Raw genomic sequence first — 16195 nt, forward strand, 5'->3', positions numbered from 1 at the left:
CCTGCGGCAACGAGGAGGAACGATGCTCCCCTATGTTACGCACGACGCACGCTTTGCTCGCCTGGTCTTTGGTCACGCCAATCTCGAAAAACTCGCCAGCGGCTGCCGCTGGGCCGAAGGACCCGCTTACTTTCCGGCCGGCCGCTATTTGATCTGGTCCGACATTCCGAACAACCGGATGATGCGCTTCGACGAGACGGATTCATCGGTGTCGGTGTTCCGCTCGCCGAGCTTCAACTCGAACGGCAACACGACCGATCACGAGGGGCGGCTCGTCACTTGCGAGCACTTCATGCGCCGCGTCACCCGGACCGAGCATGACGGCTCCATCACGGTGCTTGCCGAGCAGTTCGAAGGGCGTCGGCTGAACTCGCCCAACGATGTCGTGGTGAAATCGGACGGCTCGATCTGGTTTTCGGATCCGACATACGGCATCGACAGCGATTACGAGGGCCAGCAGACCAAATCCGAGATTGGCGCCTCCCACGTGTATCGGATCGATCCAGCGGGCGGCGAGATCAGCCTCGTCGTCTCTGACCGCGTGCAGCCGAACGGGCTGGCGTTCTCGCCAGACGAGAAGCTGCTTTATGTCGCCGATACCGGCGCGACCCACGTCGACGGGCTGCCCGCGACGATCTGGTCCTACAAGGTCCGGGGAAACAAGGTCGCTGAGCCCTCGCTGTTTTCCACCTGCCCCGACGGCCTCTACGACGGATTTCGCTGCGACATCCATGGCAACGTTTGGACGTCGGCGGGACGGAGCGTGTTCTGCTACGCAGCCGACGGGACACATATCGGCACCATTCCCATCGGCGAGATCGTGGCGAATGTCTGTTTCGGCGGTCCGCAGCGCAACCGTCTCTACATTTGCGGACAGACATCGCTGTATTCGATCTTCCTCAATACGCGCGCGGCCGTGTAAGGGAAAAGGCGGCGCGGGGCGGCGTGCGGCGCCATCCTCAGCCGTTCTGACCGCGCTTTCGCCGGCCGTCGGTGCCCTCGTCGCCCTGCAGATCGGATTCAAGTTCCTCGATAGCGCGCGATCCGAACTTGCCGGTCTCTGAGCTCGCGGATACTGTGTCGAGCAAGGCAGTTCGTTTCGCTAAAATTTTGATTTACGATGATTTCCAATTTGTAAAGAAGGCGGGCCACCTTAGGCTGGCCATCTAGCTCGTGACGCGTTCGCCCCGCCCGTAGACGAGCAGCATGAAGATGATAACGAGACCATAGATCACTTGGCGGCCCGCCTCCGGCATCTCCATGATCGACAATACACTGTTCAGGAGCACGATCAGGACGACGCCGATCAGCGTGCCGAGATAGCGGCCGCGGCCGCCGAGGATGTTGGTGCCTCCAATCACGACGGCGGCGATCGAGGGCAGCAGATAGGCGTCTCCCATGCCTTGGTAGGCCTTGGTGGAATAGCCGGCGAGCAGCACGCCCGCGAGCGCGGCAGCAAGGCCGCAGAGGACGAAGCAGACCACCGTGACGCGGCGCGTGTTGACGCCGGCGAGATAGGCCGCCGCCTCCTTGTTGCCGATGGCGTAGATGTAGCGGCCGAGCGACATGCGCTGCAGGATCACGACCACCAGCACGGACACCCCGGCCCAGACGAACAGCGCGTTGGGAATGCCGAGCGTACGATCGCCCGCCAGCATCCGCATCAGGTCGGTCGCCCCGGTCTGAGGTGCGTAGCCGCCAGTATGCGCGACCATCAGGCCGCGCATCACGGCATTCACGCCCAGCGTAAAGATCATCGAGGGGACCCGCAGATACGCGACCCCGACGCCGTTGACGAGCCCGACCAGAACGCCGACCCCGAGCCCGACCGGAATTGCGAGAGGACCGCCGACCGAGGTCGCCATCATGGCCGCGGCCGCGAGCGTCCAGGGCACCGACAGATCAATCTGCGCTATCAGGATCACGATCATCATGCCGGCCGAGACGATCCCGAGGAACGCACCGATCTGCAATTGCTGCAGAAGATAGGCCGGAGACAACAGGGGAGCGCTGCCGAAACGGGCGAATGTGTAAACCGTACCCGCGACGAGAATGACGACGATGAACACCGCCGCAATCAGGATCGGGCGATCGTCGCGCGAGAGGCTGAATGAGGCCGCCGTCATCGAAACAGCTCCAACGTGTTCTTGACGCGCAGCATACCCAACGCGCCGATGCTGACGGCAGCGAGCAGGATCACGCCCTCGAACAGCGGCTGCAGAAGAGGGGCAATGTCGAAGATGCGGAAGAAGAAGGAAATCACGCGCAAGACCATAGCGCCGAAGATCGACCCGATCGCACTGCCGGTTCCGCCAAGCAGCGAAGTGCCGCCGATCACCACGGAGGCGATCGAGTTGAGCGTATAGGCGCCGGCCTGCGGAATGTCCGCATTCCCAGACGAAGTCTGGATAGCAAGGAAGAGACCGCCGCAGCCGGCGAAGAAGCCCGCGAGCGTGAAGGCGGCGATCTTGGCGCGCTCGATCGGAAGGCCGGACATATAAGCTGCGCCCTCGGCCGAGCCGATCGCATAGACGGCGCGGCCGAGAACGGAGCGGCGGAACGGCACCCATACCAGCAGCGGAATGAGAACGAGAAGCACGAAGGGGACCGGGATCCAGGCGAACGGCGCAAACCAGGCAGCCGCGCCATCGTCGAAGATGTGCACGGTCGAGGCGAAATCGCCGAGCGAGTTAGTCAGCGCCCAGTTCAGATCAACATCGATCTTGCCGCCCGGGGTCGGACGCAGGAAAAGCGCGATGCCGATGTAGACCGCGCCGGTCGCAAGCGTCGCGATGATCGGCTGGATGCGCCCATAGACGACGACGCAACCATTGATAAAGCCGGCAGCCGCGCCGATCACAAGGCACACGGCGATCCCGAGCAGAATGCCGCTCACGCCGCCCGGAAAGGTGCCGAGGCCGAGATGCACGCCGAACAGGTCGAGATGCAGCGGCGCACCACCTGCCGCGCCGGTCAGGAGGTAGCTTGCAAAGCAGCCGACCATGGTCATGACCGCTCCGACGGAGAGATCAAGGCCCGACATTAAGACCGGCACTGTCTGCGCCATCGCCAGCATGGCGAGCGCAAAGATTTCGTCGCCATTCTGCACCAGCACGGCGGAGGAGAAGCCGCGGGGATGCGCGGCGTTGTAGAAAATGTAGAGAGCACAGAACAACAGGATGGCGGTGACCAGACCAATGTTCTGGCGGATCCTGATCGCGAGATCGTCAAGCATGCGCCGCCCTCGCTGCGGTATCGGTGTCGACATTCAGGGAGCTTGCGACAATGTTGGTCTCGGTGAGGTCGTCGCCCTCGAGCTCGCGCACGATGCGGCCGTCATACATGATGACGACGCGGTCGCAGCAGCCGATCAGCTCGTCATAGTCGGTTGAGTAGAACAGGATTGCGGCGCCCTGGTCGGCGAGTTCGCGCATCAGCCGGTAGAGCTCCTGCTTGGTGCCTACGTCGATTCCGCGCGTGGGATCGTTGAGCAGGATGATGCGCGGATCGGTCATCAGCCATTTGGCGAGCACGACCTTCTGCTGGTTTCCGCCCGACAGCGTCGAGACCGCATCACTCGCGGCGTCCAACTTGATCTGCAGCCTCGCGATGGCTCGCTGGATCGCGGTGCGTTCCTTCCCGGTATCGATGAATGGGCCAGTCGAAAGCGCGTCGAGCGATGCGATCGCAAGATTGTCTGCGATCGACATCGGCAGCATCAGTCCTTCGGTCTTGCGGTCCTCAGGCACGAGTGCGATGCCGACCGATTTTGCCGCCGCCGGGGAGCCGGGACGTACCTCGCGATCTGCCACCGTGAGGCGACCAGTGACACCGCGCAAAACACCGAACAGCGCAAGCAACAGGGATTTCTGGCCCTGCCCGTCGAGACCGCCGAGCCCGACGATCTCGCCGGCGCCGATGCTCAGTGAAATGCGATCGAGCTGCCTCTCCCAGCACAGGTTCTCGAGCGCCAGCACCGGCTTCGCGGCATTTCGCGCCGGCTTGGGCGGATACTGGGCCGCGATGTCACGCCCAATCATGAGCTGGATGATATCGGCGGTCGAACGCCTCCCCTTGTCGAAGGTCTCGATATGGCGGCCGTTGCGAAACACCGAGGCCCGGTCGGCGAGCGCCTCGACCTCGTGCATGCGGTGCGAGATGTACAGGATTGCGACGCCCTCGGCCTTGAGCCGCGCCAGCATCGCATAAACCTTCTCCACATCGGCGCTCGTCAGTGCCGATGTCGCCTCGTCGAGGATCAGCAACTGCGGCCGCTTGCCGAGCGCCTTCGCGATCTCGACCACCTGGCGCCTCGATAGGGGCAGATCGCGCACGCGCCTCAGGGGGTTGACGTCCTCACAGCCGATCTCGGACAAAAGCTCTTCGGCGCGGCGGCGCTGCGCCTTCGCATCGATCAGGCCGAACCGCCGCGGCGGGGATGCAATGGAGATGTTGTCCGCGACCGAGAGGTCGGGCATCAGCGATAGTTCCTGAAAGATGCAGACGACACCGGCCGCATTCGCCGCCGACGGCGTGGCGAAGCTGACCTCGCTCCCCGCGAGGCGCATGCGACCGCTGTCGGGCTGCACCACACCGGCAATGATCTTGATCAGGGTCGACTTGCCGGCGCCGTTCTCGCCCAGCACGGCATGAATCTTGCCGCGTTCGCAGGCGAAATCGACGCCTTCAAGCGCGCGAACGCCGGCATAGCGCTTGGAGATGCCGGCAAGCTCCAGGAAGGCGGATTGCGTCGGATCGGCAGCCGGCATGGCCGGGCCTTCACGCAACGACGGCCCGGCGAATGCCGGGCCGTGACAGAGACATCGCTGGAGCCGTCACTGGGTGTTCTTCTCGCTCTGCGACATGATCTCCGGTGCAGTGAAGTTCACGCCGCACGGTGTGAACTGGTTCGGCGCAAAGAAGTTGGCATTGAGCTCGGGCCAGTAATTCGTGCCCGGCTTGAGATCCTTGTAGGTCGCCACTGGAATCGGGATCGAGATCAGCTGCGGCATAATGTTGCCCTGCAGCGCCGAGATCGCCGCCTTGGTCGCGATCGCCACCAGCGCCGGCGACTGGCCGTAGGACATTCCCTTTAGTCCGTCCTTGGCGTGATCGGCAATCTGTTTGCGGTACTCGTTTTCGCCCTCGCCCGACATCGGCACAAAGGGATGCTTGGCGGCCATCAGTGCCTGCACGGTGCCGTCGGATCCGCCTTGGGTGAATACTCCGTCGAAATGACCATGCACAGCTAACGCATCTGCAGTCACCTTCTGCGAGGTGCCGGTGTCCCAATTACCAACCACCTCGGTGATTTTGAAGCTGTTGCCGGGCGATTCTATTACCTCGCGGAAACCGAGATGACGGTCGCGGTCAACGGAGTTTCCCGGGAGGCCACGGACTTCGAGGATGTCGCCGGATTTCTTGCCGCTCTCGTCGATCAGCCATTTGGCCGACATGCGGCCCATTTCCTTCTGGTCCTCGTTGACCATCATCACCTTGTCGGTGTCGAGGACGTTGTCGAACGGCACCACCACGACGTTGTTCTTGTCGGCAAGACGGATGATGCGATCAAAACCGTCGGGAGCGACCGCAATGGTAACGATTGCGTCGAAGCCTTGGTTGATGAAATCCTCCATCGCGCCAAGTTGCGCCGCGACATCGGTCCCGGTGGAAACAACCTTGAACTCCTTGATGTTCTCCTTGATACCCGGCTGATCGGCGAAAGCCTTGGCAGTCTTCACCATCTGGATGCGCCAGGTGTTGCCGACAAAACCGTTGACCAGCGCGATTCTGTAGGGGCCCGCCTTCTTGGGCCACTGAAAGAATTTGGTCTCGGACGACCACGGCTTGAAGCAGGCGGGGTCGGCGCCGGGACCGGAGACGACCTTTGGACCTGCCAGAGCACTCACCGATGACAACAGCAAGCCGGCGCAAGCCAGCCCCGCCAGACGAAGCGTCCACACCATGTCGTGTCTCCCTGAGCGTTTGTGTTCCACCCTAACGCGGCGCGTAGCCATGCCGGGAATTGACCTTCCCATGCGCGTGTCGGGCTAGGATGGCACGCAGCTTGCGATGCTGACAAGCCGAGGGCGGACGCTCCGGCGCGAGACACGATCTGAACGCACGGCCAAACCGACGGCAATTGTGGAAGCAGAAAACGTAACAATGACAGTCGGATGTTCGTGGGCGGCAAGGGATTGTGCAACGGCGAAGCTGGCGATGGCCGGGCTTTCATGGTGGCATCCACGCGCGTGACGAAAAAAATGACACTCAGGGAAAAGTGTGAATCGCTACGCGAAGCCGAACGAAGCCCGCTTGCTGAAGCCGGGTTTTGAAAACCAGAGGCTGGGACTACTTGCTTTCGTCCGGCGGCCTGGCGCTCCTCCGCTAAGATAATGGCTGTAGCAACGCCGATCGCTCGCAGCTCCTCACTCAGCAGCTCGACGGCGAGATCAGGTATCGCACCGCGACGGTGGCTGGCGAACATGTCACTTGCTTGACACGTTCTGAAGCGCCGGTCTCTAATGTCCTTCAAGGTCCTGCGGTTGGACAGGCAACACTTTCTGCCCCCAAGCAAGAACAGGCTCGACTGCCCCACCCAGCGACTGTCAGGTCAAGGGTGCGGAATCCAAGATCGTTTCCTGGGAGGGAACAATGGACAGACGCCAGACGCTCAAGCTGATCGGTGGTACGGCCGCGTTGGCCCGTGCCGGTTTTCCGGGCTTTGCCTTTGCGCAAGCCCAAAAGGAAATGGTCACGGTCGTGAAGATCGCGGGAATTCCGTGGTTCAACGCACTTGAAAAGGGAATCCAGAAGGGTGCGAAGGATTTCAGCATTAATGCCACTATGGTTGGCCCGGCGAACGTCGATCCGGCACAGCAAGTAAAGCTGCTTGAGGATCTGATTGCCAAGAAGGTCAACGTGATCGGCTTGGTGCCGCTTGATGTAAAAGTCTGCGAGCCCGTACTGAAGCGCGCCCAGGCCGCCGGAATCAAGGTCATCACGCATGAGGGTCCGGAACAGGAAGGCCGTGACTGGAATGTGGAATTGATCGACTCCGTTCGGTTCGGCGAGGTGCAGATGGAACGTCTCGCCAAGGACATGGGCGGCGAAGGTGATTATGTGGTTTATGTCGGGACTCTTACGACGCCACTTCACAACAAATGGGCCGATGCCGCGATTGCCTACCAGCAGAAAAATTTTCCAAAAATGAAGCTCGTCGCCGACCGCTTCCCTGGCGCCGACGAGATCGACACCAGCCAGCGCACGACGCTTGACGTGATCAAGGCCTATCCCAACCTGCGTGGTATTCTCGGCTTCGGTTCGAACGGACCAATCGGGGCCGGAAATGCTGTGCGTCAGCAACGTCTTGGCAAGAAGATCGCCGTTGTCGGCACCGTGCTGCCAAGCCAGGCGAAGTCGCTTATCGCGGATGATACGATCCGCGAGGGTTTTCTGTGGAATCCCACCGATGCGGGTTACGCGATGGTCGCGGTGGCCAAACTCGTGCTCGATGGCAAGCCGATCACGGATGGCGTCGATGTACCCGGCCTTGGCAAGGCAGCCGTCGACGTTGCAGGAAAGCAGATCAAGGTGGACAAGATCATGCGCATCAACAAGGAAACCATCGACGGTCTGATCGCCGGAGGGCTCTAGGCCGGACCGGTTTAGTCGCCTCGTCGCGCTGCATTCCCGGCCCTTCCGGTCGGGAATGCGGGACCACTCGAGTGATCGCACGACTCCATTGCAGGCGAACCTTTGGTGACTTTCCTGGAAATGTCCGGCATATCGAAGCGCTTCGGCGGCGTGCACGCGCTCCGCGACGTCGATCTCACTCTGGAAGTCGGCGAGGTGCATTGCCTGGTCGGTGAAAACGGCTCCGGCAAGTCCACCCTGATCAAGATCATTTCGGGCGTCGAGGCAGCGGAGCCTGGCGGCCGTATCGCAATTTCCGGCAAGGAATATCCTAAACTGAACCCGGTCTACTCCACGCATTGCGGCATTCAGGTCATCTACCAGGATCTTTCGCTATTCCCCAACCTCACCGTCGCCGAGAATATCGCGATGGCGCACCATCTTGGCGGCCTCCATTCGGTGAACTGGGCCTCCATGCGCGCCACCGCGAAGGCCACAATGGCAAAGATCGGCGTTGCGTTCGACCCGGACGCGAAAGTGTCAGAGCTCAGCATTGCCGGACGCCAGCTGGTCGCGATCTGCCGCGCCTTGGCTGCGGATGCCAAACTCCTGATTATGGATGAGCCGACGGCATCGTTGACCCGCCACGAGGTGAACGCCCTGATCGCGCTCGTAAGCGAGCTGAAGCGTGCCGGCATCTGCGTCGTTTTCGTCAGCCACCGTCTCGATGAGGTGCTTGAAATCGCCCAGCGCGTAACGGTGCTGCGGGATGGCGCCAAAGTCGGTACTTTTGCCGCAGACACAATCGATGGGCGGAAACTCAGCCAGCTGATGACTGGCAAGTCCTTCGAGTATCAGATACAGGCGCCTGAGCTTGCCGCTGGCCCGGTTGTGCTGGAAGTTAAGGGCCTGGGCCGCGAGGGCGAGTATGAGGATGTAAGCTTGCAGTTGCGCGCGGGCGAAGTAGTGGGTCTCACCGGTCTGCTCGGCTCAGGGCGAACCGAATTGGCGCTATCCCTGTTCGGCATGAAGCCGCCCGATCGCGGCACTATCGCACTTGACGGGCGGCCCATCGCCCTCCGTACAAATGCAGAGGCGATCGATCGAGGGATCGCCTACGTATCCGAAGATAGGCTTACGCTTGGTCTCATCCTGAATCAGTCCGTCACGGCGAACGTCACGCTTACGGTGCTGGATCGTCTGGCTGGCGCGTTCGGCCTGATTGCCGCACGCGCGCGACAGACCCATGTCGCTCGGTGGGTTGCTGAACTCGGGATCAAGGTCTCCAATCCCGCCAACCCGGTGAAGACGCTCTCCGGGGGCAACCAGCAGCGGGTCGTGCTCGCCAAATGGATGGCGACCAATCCGCGGGTGCTTATCCTCGATAGCCCCACGGTGGGCGTCGACATCAGCGCCAAGGACGGCATTTACGAAATCATCCGGCGGTTGGCCCGCGACGGCGTCGCGGTCTTGATGATATCGGACGAAATCCCCGAGGTCCTTTATCATAGTCATCGCGTCTTGGTGATGCGGGAAGGTCGTTTGACAACCGACGTGCCTGCCGCAGCCACTTCCGAAGATGCGCTTCGGCAGGCCGTCAATGCCTGAATCGCACATGGCATCATTCGGCAGGTTTCGTCGCAGCCATGAGTTCTGGCTGCTGATAGTCATCCTTGGGCTCTGCGCCAGCTTGGGCTTCGCGAACGCCCAATTCCTGACCATGCAGAATCTGTTTGATCTGCTGACCTCCTATGCATTTGTCGGCATCCTAGCGCTCGGGCTGCTGGTCGTCCTGATCGCCGGCGGAATCGACATCTCATTCACCGCGACCGCGTCGGTGGCGCAATATGTCACACTTTCGCTTGCCAATGCTTACGGGGCGAACTGGATCGGCGTCTTCGCCATCGCGATTGGAATTGGCGGTGCGCTCGGTGCCCTCAACGCGATTTTCATCCAGAAACTTCGAATACCATCGATCATCGTTTCGGTCGCGACGCTGAACATCTTCTATGGGCTTCTGATCTTCTTCACCGGCGGCAAATACATCTATTCGTTGCCCGACTGGTTTGCGACCGGAATATTCTGGTTCGAGTTCGAATGGGGCAAGGATAGCTCGTACGGTGTCAATCTGCAGATCCTCGCGCTCGTGCTGGCATTTCTCGTCACCTGGCTCCTGCTTAACCGAACCAATATCGGCCGGCAAATCTATGCCATGGGAGGCAATACCGACGCCGCACAGCGGCTCGGCTTCCACATTTTCGGCCTCAATATACTGGTCTATTGCTACATGGGTGTCATGGCCGGAATCGCCTCCCTGATTCAGGCACAACTCGCGCAGTCCGTTGCCCCGACGGTGCTGGTGGGCAAGGAACTCGATGTGGTCGCTGCCGTCGTGCTCGGCGGCGCCAGCCTGATGGGCGGCGTCGGCACGGTCTTCGGCACGTTTTTGGGCCTGACACTGCTCGCGGTACTCCAAAATGGAATCATTTTGCTGGGCGTTTCGTCCTACTGGTCGCCGTTCTTCGTCGGCTTGGTTATTCTCATTTCGGTCTCTGCGACCGCCTGGTCGCAGCGCGAGCGGCGAACCCGGAGCGCGCCCCGATGAGCAACGCCCCTGCCCTCTCGCTTCGCCGGCGCATGGTCGGTCTCGCCAGCAGCGGCACAGTCGCCACCCTCATCCTGCTGTTGTTCGCACTCTGGGTCGTGTTCGCGATCACGATCGGCGATCGGTTCTTCTCGGTCAACACGCTGCAATCCATGGCTTTCCAGATGCCCGAACTTGGCATCCTCTCACTGGCGATGATGCTGGCCCTGCTATCTGGTGGACTCAACCTTTCCATCATCGCAACCGCCAATCTGTCCGGACTGACCATCGCCTTCCTGCTGACGCGCTACATCCCGGGGAGCCAGGGCCTTGCCTGGGTCGGCATTCAGGTCTTTGCGATCGCTGCGGGATTTGCAGTGGCTGCATTGGTCGGCCTCCTCAATGGTTTTGTCATCGCCTATCTCGGCGTTTCGCCGATCCTGGCCACGCTCGGCACGATGACGCTCTGCAAGGGTCTCGCGATCGGCCTGTCGCGCGGTAACGTCATCTCCGGATTCCCGGAGCCGATTGTGTTTATCGGCAACGGAACGGTTTTCGGGGTACCCTTTGCTCTGATCGTACTTGCGTTCTGCGCCTTGCCCGTCGCGCTCATGCTGAACGCGACGCCGTTCGGTGCAAAGGTTTACATGATCGGCTCGAACGAGAAGGCGACCCGTTACTCCGGCGTCAATACCCGCGCCGTCCTCCTCAAACTCTATGTATTTTCCAGCTTGCTCGCGGGCGTGGCGGCGGTCGTCATGTTGGCACGTTTCAATTCGGCCAACGCGGCATACGGCGAGAGCTATCTGCTGGTCACCATTCTCGCGGCCGTGCTCGGCGGCATCGATCCGTTTGGCGGCTTCGGCAAAGTCGGCGGGCTATTGCTTGCGCTGATCATCCTTCAGGTGATCTCCTCGGCATTCAACCTTCTGAACCTCAGCCAATTCCTCACGCTAGCGATCTGGGGTGGAATCTTGATTGCCGTCGCGGCGGTTCCTCATGTCGCCGGCAAAGCGCCGCGGTAGCCGGCGATGATGCACTCGATCGTCTCGAACCCTATTGCAGTTCTCGACATCGGCAAGACCAATCTCAAACTGGTCGTGGCGAGCGACGACGGCTGGCCGCTCGAAACACACGGGCTTCCAAATGTGCCTATGACTCAGGGCTCGTACCTCGCCTATGACCTTGCCGGGTTAGAAGAGTGGTTTCTCGATACCCTTGCCGACTTGTCTCAACGCCATGCCATTGGCGCCGTGATAGTGGCTGCGCATGGATGCGGCGCGGTTCTCGTCGACGGTGATACGCCAGTGCTGCCGATGATGGACTATGATGCCGTCTCTCCGCCCGCAATCGATGAAGCATATGCCCGGATCGCGCCTGGTTACGATGAGGTGTTTTGCGGAATCGGAGGGGCGATGCGGCTCGGAAAACAGCTGCTTTGGCAGGAAAGCGCGTATCCCGTCGAATTCGCTCGCGCAAAAGCCTATCTGACCACCGCGCAGTTTTTCGCCCTGCGGCTTGGTGGACGTGCGGCCAGCGAAATCTCGCAGCTCGCGGCTCAGAGCCATATCTGGGACCTCATCCACCGTCAGCCTTCTTCTCTTATGCGTAAGCGCGGTTGGAGCCATCTGTTGCCCGAATGCGTACCCGCCGGTGAGGTGCTAGGGACGGTTTCGGAATCTGTAACCAGGCGCACTGGCCTGGCGCAATCGACCGAGATCCTCTGCGGCGTGCATGATTCCAACGCCAACCTGTTTCGCTACAAGGCCGCCGGCATGGCCGATGCCTCGATCCTATCGACCGGTACTTGGATGATCGGCTTTCAGCGCGGCCTCCCCCTGGACAAACTCGATTGCGCGCGCGCGATGGTTCTCAATATCGATGTCGATGGGGAGAATGCACCTTCGACGTTGATCGCGGCCGGCCGCGAATACGACCTCATCCGCGGGGAACATTTTACTTCTGATGCAGCCGTCCTTGCCGCATTGCCCACCCTGCTGTCGAGAGGAACCCTGGCGCTCCCCTCATTCGTCGGCGATGATGGATTGTTTCCGGGCGCTGCTCGCCGCGGACGGGTCATCGGGCCGCCCCCCGAAACGCCTGCCGAATGGCAGGCATTGGCGGTGCTCTACGCAGCGTTCAGCGCAAACCGCTGCCTTGATGCGCTCGAGAGCTCAAAACGCATAGTCATCGATGGTGGCTTTGCCGCAAACCTGCCCTTCGCCCGTTGTCTTGCGACTTTGCGATCCTCGCAGAGTGTCTGGGTGAGTCGATCTCCCGACGGAACGGCGCTTGGCGCTGCGCTGCTGTGGCGGCGATTCTCGCGTACGCTGCCGGTTTCAAGCGTGATCCTTGAAGCCGTCACATCACTCAGCAACGATAGGTTCGAACCGCGCGACCTTTCCACCGCTTACCAGTCCTGGATCGCTTTCTCGGAGCCCGCTTCATGACAGACCGTAATCATGCCGATCTCCGCCAAGGCATTGTCGATACCTGCAGGGAGATGAATCGAAACGGTCTCAATCAGGGCACATCCGGCAATCTTTCGCACCGGATTCCAAACGGCATGCTAATCACGCCTACCAGTCTGCCCTATGATCGGATGCAGCCAGAGGACATTGTCGCGATGGATTTTGCCGCGAACTACCAGGGCAACCATCGGCCTTCATCCGAATGGCGCTTTCATCGCGATATTCTGCGAGCACGCGAAGACGTCAACGTCGTGCTGCATACGCATTCCACCTTCAGCACGATTCTCGCCGTTCACGAACGTGATATTCCCTGCTTCCACTATATGGTCGCAGTTGCGGGTGGCAACGATGTCCGGTGTACGCCATATGCTTGTTTCGGCACGCAGGCACTATCGGACTACGCCCTCAAGGCCCTCGAAGATCGCGACGCTTGCCTCCTTGGCCATCATGGCTTGATCGTGACGGCCCAGACCTTTGAAAAGGCGCTTTGGCTCGCCTTGGAGGTGGAGACGCTGGCGAAGATGTATGTCCATGCGTTGGCTATCGGCGAGCCGCCGCGCCTCAGCGACGCTGAAATGGCGCAGGTACATGAGCAGATGAAACGCATGGGATACGGCCAGGCGCCTGACCTTGACGATGTCGGCGATGTTCCGCGCGCCTTACTGGACTCGAAACGGACAGCACATTGATGGTGGATTTCACGGACAGCTGCCACCGAGTTCGGTCAGCACCGGCCCACGCGAATGTTGCAACAGTCGCAAAGGTGTCAACGGACGTTGGCTAGGGTGCTTTCAAGCTGAGAGTGGCGGAAGAGTGAGGCCGCCCACCACCGATTCTACACGCAAGCAAGAGCAACGGGCTTTGGACTCAAAGCACAGCAGGCCACCTGGATCTCCGGAGAGAGCAATGGCGATGAGCGAAAGAGGTTACCGTAAATCATAAACCAGCGTCTACGTTTGAAGAAACATTAGCAGCTTTGAGCAGCTTTCGCGAGAACTGTAGTCGCACGACTCCACCGTCCTCAAGAAATATGAGGCAGCGACGACCGCGCATCGACATATTCGGCAGAGTTTCCGGCGCCCCTGCCGACCGCAACCTGATCGACCTTTATGCCGACGCCGGCCTGGAGTTCATCAGCGACAAAACGTCCCGATGACAAGCTTGGGATCGCGTTTGGTTATGCGCATATCTCGAAACGCGCCCAGCAGCTCGACAGCGATTACCGAACTTTCGTGGCATCCACTGACTACAACGCGCGTTCGTAATCAGGAAACTACGCGGGGCATGTCCTGGCCGCTAAGATCGCCCCGTGTTTTTCCTGTGGAATGGGTCCATGTCGGGCGGAGGGGCCCATTCTATGTCGCCGAAGGCTTTTCTCGCAGCCGGACTCGTTTTCCGGTAAGCCTGAACGAGATCACTTTTTTGCTGGTCTACTTCAAGGCCATGAACTCGCTGCTCGACCTGTCACGCTTGGTCCAGGTCGTCGCGCCGCCCATCCTGGTCTTGGTCTGCGACCGCTTCTTCACCGCGCCTTTGCGCGTTGTCGCCGACCGGTTTGTCGGCAGCCACGGAGTCATCCTCCTATGTTGGTGTGGTGATTGATCACTGGAATGATGGTAACTTGCCGGCTGGCCTCGTCCTCAATTGCGATGCGGCGCGGGTCGTGCACGCGGGGGGCAGACGCAATCTCGCTGGCGGTGGTCCTGCCTTTGGCCAGGGCATCTTCATCGTCACGGCAGTCCAATCCCGATGGATCCTTCAATGCCGTCCCGTCCGGCCGCCAACCCAGCACGCTTCAGCTTGACGAGCTGCTGAAACCTCTGCTGGCGGCGTGGAATGAGCAGCGCTCCACGCTGCGTAGTCCGAAATAACCGACCCCCAAACAGATCCGCTGTCTTAAGCATGACGAACGCCCGGGCCTTCGTTTTCTATTGCGCGCAATGAAGGCTCACTAGCTCGCGTTAGCAACGGGTCACAAGCCGCCGACCTGGCCCCTGGCTGCAAACTTCCGGTCTGCCCTTGTGAGCCGACATGCAGCGACACCGCGTAAGGAAGCGATGGGCCAAAAGCTGGCCTCGCGCCAATTGCTCAATTTCTCCGAATTGGTCGAATGAATCTTTAGCGAGGCGAGGCTAATTGCGAGAATGGTAGTTAACCCGGGAACGAACGATCAGATGGCTCAGGTGGCAGTTCGCGCGCAGTGACGTCTTCGTCGTCCTCTTTGCCGTTGTTCTGATATGTGTCTGTGCTGTCTTTCTTGTTCGATATCCGTCCGTTCATCAGGCATCTGGCTTCGGCCCAGATTGGGATTGCAAGAGCGTCCCCAACAGTGAGCCAGTTTGCATCAAGAAAACTAGCCAGTAGCTTGACGACTGCTGTGGGTCACCGCAATCACCCCGAAGCAACTCATGGCTAAAGGGAGGACATTCCCGGCGATGTCGAGCACAACGTTTATCCCGTGCTGTGGCATGGAGTGGGTCCCCAGCACGTGTTCGTAAAGACGAACGCTCGAAGCTTTTGCAATGGGTCAAAATGCGAAGAACTCAAGTTGAACAACCTGGTCTGCTGTGGCGCGATGAGCGGACCTCCTCCGAACGAGGCGCAACTTGATGGGCCACAAGGGGGTGCAGTCCACTCCCCTCAGGTGCGCGGACCCGGCGCTCCAGGTCATCAGTATGCAGGGTGGCTATGTTGAGCAGCCTGTGTCGGAGATTTAGTTCGCACTCAGCGACGAGTGAGCGATGTTCCGTGGCTAAGTGACCACTTTGAAAGATGGTTTCGTCGGCTCGCTCGAGCCGGCGGCGTGTCTCGGCGCTGAATTCTTCGGCCATTTTGCGCTCCTAACATGCAGGCGGGAGCGCGGAATTGTCTCTCAGCCACCGGCGCCTACGGTTAGACCCTCGGCCGGCGATGCGTATCAACGTGCGGAGCCGCCCCTCACATTGCTGGCGGTTCCCTGGCTCTCGTCCAAGGCGCGGTAAGCCAGCGCTTGGAGAGGTTTTAGGAGGAAGCCCACCATCCGTCGGGGAATGGCTCCAGCAAAGTCCGATTGACTTGGTTGTCGTTGTCAGGGGCTGATAGCGCCTGCATTCCAGCTTGGTGGCGCGCGGCGACGGAAGCGGACAGACAGGGCGCCTGGTTCACGAGTTCGAAGGCGGCGCGAAGCAGGATGTGTCAAGCGTAATGGAGGCACACTGCGGGCGCTTCGCTCTGCTTCTTCGACTAGACCTCGAATATATTCCAATTCTGAGAGCTGAGAGGTGAGTTCGCTAAGTCGTTGGGCATAAAGGATTGCGCGAGAGCTTCGCATGAATGTTCTCCCCTGCGCAAAAAACTATCGGGAAAAACCAGCAAATCAATTTAACTATGTTAACGGGCTCGGTCACGAAAGTGCGCCCATAAGTTGCTCCAAGGCTATTCGAGGCTTCGCTACTCCCTCAGGGGCAGCGCGATGCGCTGGAGTCCGCTTTGGGGCCACTAGCGGTCCTGCACCGCAGCAACTTTC

The 16195-nt window shown here is 60.4% G+C and carries 15 protein-coding genes; 9 read left to right on the plus strand and 6 right to left on the minus strand.

Features of this window, described 5'->3' with window-relative positions:
- The first annotated feature begins 22 nt into the window (after nt 1–22).
- A complete protein-coding gene (locus tag RX329_RS27380; protein WP_317244496.1) occupies nt 23–922 on the plus strand; it encodes an SMP-30/gluconolactonase/LRE family protein in 900 nt (299 codons plus the stop codon).
- Between the two features lie 37 nt (nt 923–959).
- Here RX329_RS27380 and RX329_RS27385 read toward each other — a convergent pair whose 3' ends face one another.
- From RX329_RS27385 to RX329_RS27405, 5 genes are all read right to left on the minus strand, one after another.
- A complete protein-coding gene (locus tag RX329_RS27385) occupies nt 960–1088 on the minus strand; it encodes a hypothetical protein (RefSeq protein WP_018459413.1) in 129 nt (42 codons plus the stop codon).
- Between the two features lie 78 nt (nt 1089–1166).
- Nucleotides 1167–2126: an ABC transporter permease gene (locus tag RX329_RS27390; RefSeq protein WP_018459505.1), complete on the minus strand. Its 960-nt coding sequence runs from the start codon at nt 2124–2126 to the stop codon at nt 1167–1169.
- Nucleotides 2123–3235: an ABC transporter permease gene (locus RX329_RS27395; protein ID WP_018459504.1), complete on the minus strand. Its 1113-nt coding sequence runs from the start codon at nt 3233–3235 to the stop codon at nt 2123–2125. The genes RX329_RS27390 and RX329_RS27395 overlap by 4 nt, the downstream gene beginning before the upstream one ends.
- Entirely contained in the window at nt 3228–4769 is a 1542-nt protein-coding gene (locus tag RX329_RS27400; protein WP_018459503.1) for a sugar ABC transporter ATP-binding protein, read from the minus strand. Before RX329_RS27400 ends, RX329_RS27395 begins: the two co-directional genes overlap by 8 nt.
- A gap of 66 nt (nt 4770–4835) precedes the next feature.
- On the minus strand, nt 4836–5966 hold the full coding sequence (locus RX329_RS27405) for a sugar ABC transporter substrate-binding protein (protein ID WP_018459502.1): 1131 nt from the start codon (nt 5964–5966) through the stop codon (nt 4836–4838).
- A 688-nt stretch (nt 5967–6654) separates the two neighbouring features.
- Between RX329_RS27405 and RX329_RS27410 the strand changes: the two genes are divergently transcribed.
- From RX329_RS27410 to RX329_RS27445, 8 genes are all read left to right on the plus strand, one after another.
- Nucleotides 6655–7656, plus strand: a complete 1002-nt coding sequence (locus tag RX329_RS27410) for an autoinducer 2 ABC transporter substrate-binding protein (protein WP_317244497.1) — start codon at nt 6655–6657, stop codon at nt 7654–7656.
- Nucleotides 7657–7758: 102 nt separating this feature from the next.
- Nucleotides 7759–9243: a sugar ABC transporter ATP-binding protein gene (locus RX329_RS27415; RefSeq protein ID WP_026233826.1), complete on the plus strand. Its 1485-nt coding sequence runs from the start codon at nt 7759–7761 to the stop codon at nt 9241–9243.
- Nucleotides 9236–10240, plus strand: coding sequence for an ABC transporter permease (locus tag RX329_RS27420; RefSeq protein WP_018459499.1), 1005 nt, complete (start codon nt 9236–9238; stop codon nt 10238–10240). The genes RX329_RS27415 and RX329_RS27420 overlap by 8 nt, the downstream gene beginning before the upstream one ends.
- A complete protein-coding gene (locus tag RX329_RS27425) occupies nt 10237–11244 on the plus strand; it encodes an ABC transporter permease (RefSeq protein ID WP_018459498.1) in 1008 nt (335 codons plus the stop codon). Before RX329_RS27420 ends, RX329_RS27425 begins: the two co-directional genes overlap by 4 nt.
- 6 nt (nt 11245–11250) lie before the next feature.
- Nucleotides 11251–12669 (plus strand): carbohydrate kinase, encoded by a 1419-nt coding sequence (locus RX329_RS27430; RefSeq protein ID WP_317244498.1) that lies wholly within the window; start codon nt 11251–11253, stop codon nt 12667–12669.
- Entirely contained in the window at nt 12666–13379 is a 714-nt protein-coding gene (locus tag RX329_RS27435; protein WP_026233824.1) for a class II aldolase/adducin family protein, read from the plus strand. Before RX329_RS27430 ends, RX329_RS27435 begins: the two co-directional genes overlap by 4 nt.
- A 420-nt stretch (nt 13380–13799) precedes the next feature.
- Nucleotides 13800–13955 (plus strand): carbohydrate porin, encoded by a 156-nt coding sequence (locus RX329_RS27440; protein WP_247369116.1) that lies wholly within the window; start codon nt 13800–13802, stop codon nt 13953–13955.
- 19 nt (nt 13956–13974) lie between these two features.
- Nucleotides 13975–14292, plus strand: a complete 318-nt coding sequence (locus RX329_RS27445) for a hypothetical protein (RefSeq protein WP_317244499.1) — start codon at nt 13975–13977, stop codon at nt 14290–14292.
- Here the strand turns inward: RX329_RS27445 and RX329_RS42035 are convergent.
- The gene (locus RX329_RS42035) at nt 14264–14482 is read right to left on the minus strand and encodes a DUF6894 family protein (protein ID WP_410706058.1); all 219 of its coding nucleotides are present in this window, start codon (nt 14480–14482) and stop codon (nt 14264–14266) included. The genes RX329_RS27445 and RX329_RS42035 overlap by 29 nt on opposite strands.
- Between the last annotated feature and the right edge of the window lie 1713 nt (nt 14483–16195).

It is taken from the genome of Bradyrhizobium sp. BWC-3-1 (assembly GCF_032917965.1).
Taxonomy (GTDB): domain Bacteria; phylum Pseudomonadota; class Alphaproteobacteria; order Rhizobiales; family Xanthobacteraceae; genus Bradyrhizobium; species Bradyrhizobium canariense_D.

What these genes read in the sequence shown, in the direction of transcription:
- RX329_RS27405 (WP_018459502.1), bottom strand. Translation starts at nt 5,966, where the DNA reads ATGGTGTGGACGCTTCGTCTGGCGGGGCTGGCTTGCGCCGGCTTGCTG.
- RX329_RS27430 (WP_317244498.1), top strand. Translation starts at nt 11,251, where the DNA reads ATGATGCACTCGATCGTCTCGAACCCTATTGCAGTTCTCGACATCGGC.
- RX329_RS27410 (WP_317244497.1), top strand. Translation starts at nt 6,655, where the DNA reads ATGGACAGACGCCAGACGCTCAAGCTGATCGGTGGTACGGCCGCGTTG.
- RX329_RS27420 (WP_018459499.1), top strand. Translation starts at nt 9,236, where the DNA reads ATGCCTGAATCGCACATGGCATCATTCGGCAGGTTTCGTCGCAGCCAT.
- RX329_RS27380 (WP_317244496.1), top strand. Translation starts at nt 23, where the DNA reads ATGCTCCCCTATGTTACGCACGACGCACGCTTTGCTCGCCTGGTCTTT.
- RX329_RS27390 (WP_018459505.1), bottom strand. Translation starts at nt 2,126, where the DNA reads ATGACGGCGGCCTCATTCAGCCTCTCGCGCGACGATCGCCCGATCCTG.
- RX329_RS27425 (WP_018459498.1), top strand. Translation starts at nt 10,237, where the DNA reads ATGAGCAACGCCCCTGCCCTCTCGCTTCGCCGGCGCATGGTCGGTCTC.
- RX329_RS27435 (WP_026233824.1), top strand. Translation starts at nt 12,666, where the DNA reads ATGACAGACCGTAATCATGCCGATCTCCGCCAAGGCATTGTCGATACC.
- RX329_RS27440 (WP_247369116.1), top strand. Translation starts at nt 13,800, where the DNA reads ATGCCGACGCCGGCCTGGAGTTCATCAGCGACAAAACGTCCCGATGAC.
- RX329_RS27395 (WP_018459504.1), bottom strand. Translation starts at nt 3,235, where the DNA reads ATGCTTGACGATCTCGCGATCAGGATCCGCCAGAACATTGGTCTGGTC.
- RX329_RS27445 (WP_317244499.1), top strand. Translation starts at nt 13,975, where the DNA reads ATGTCCTGGCCGCTAAGATCGCCCCGTGTTTTTCCTGTGGAATGGGTC.
- RX329_RS27400 (WP_018459503.1), bottom strand. Translation starts at nt 4,769, where the DNA reads ATGCCGGCTGCCGATCCGACGCAATCCGCCTTCCTGGAGCTTGCCGGC.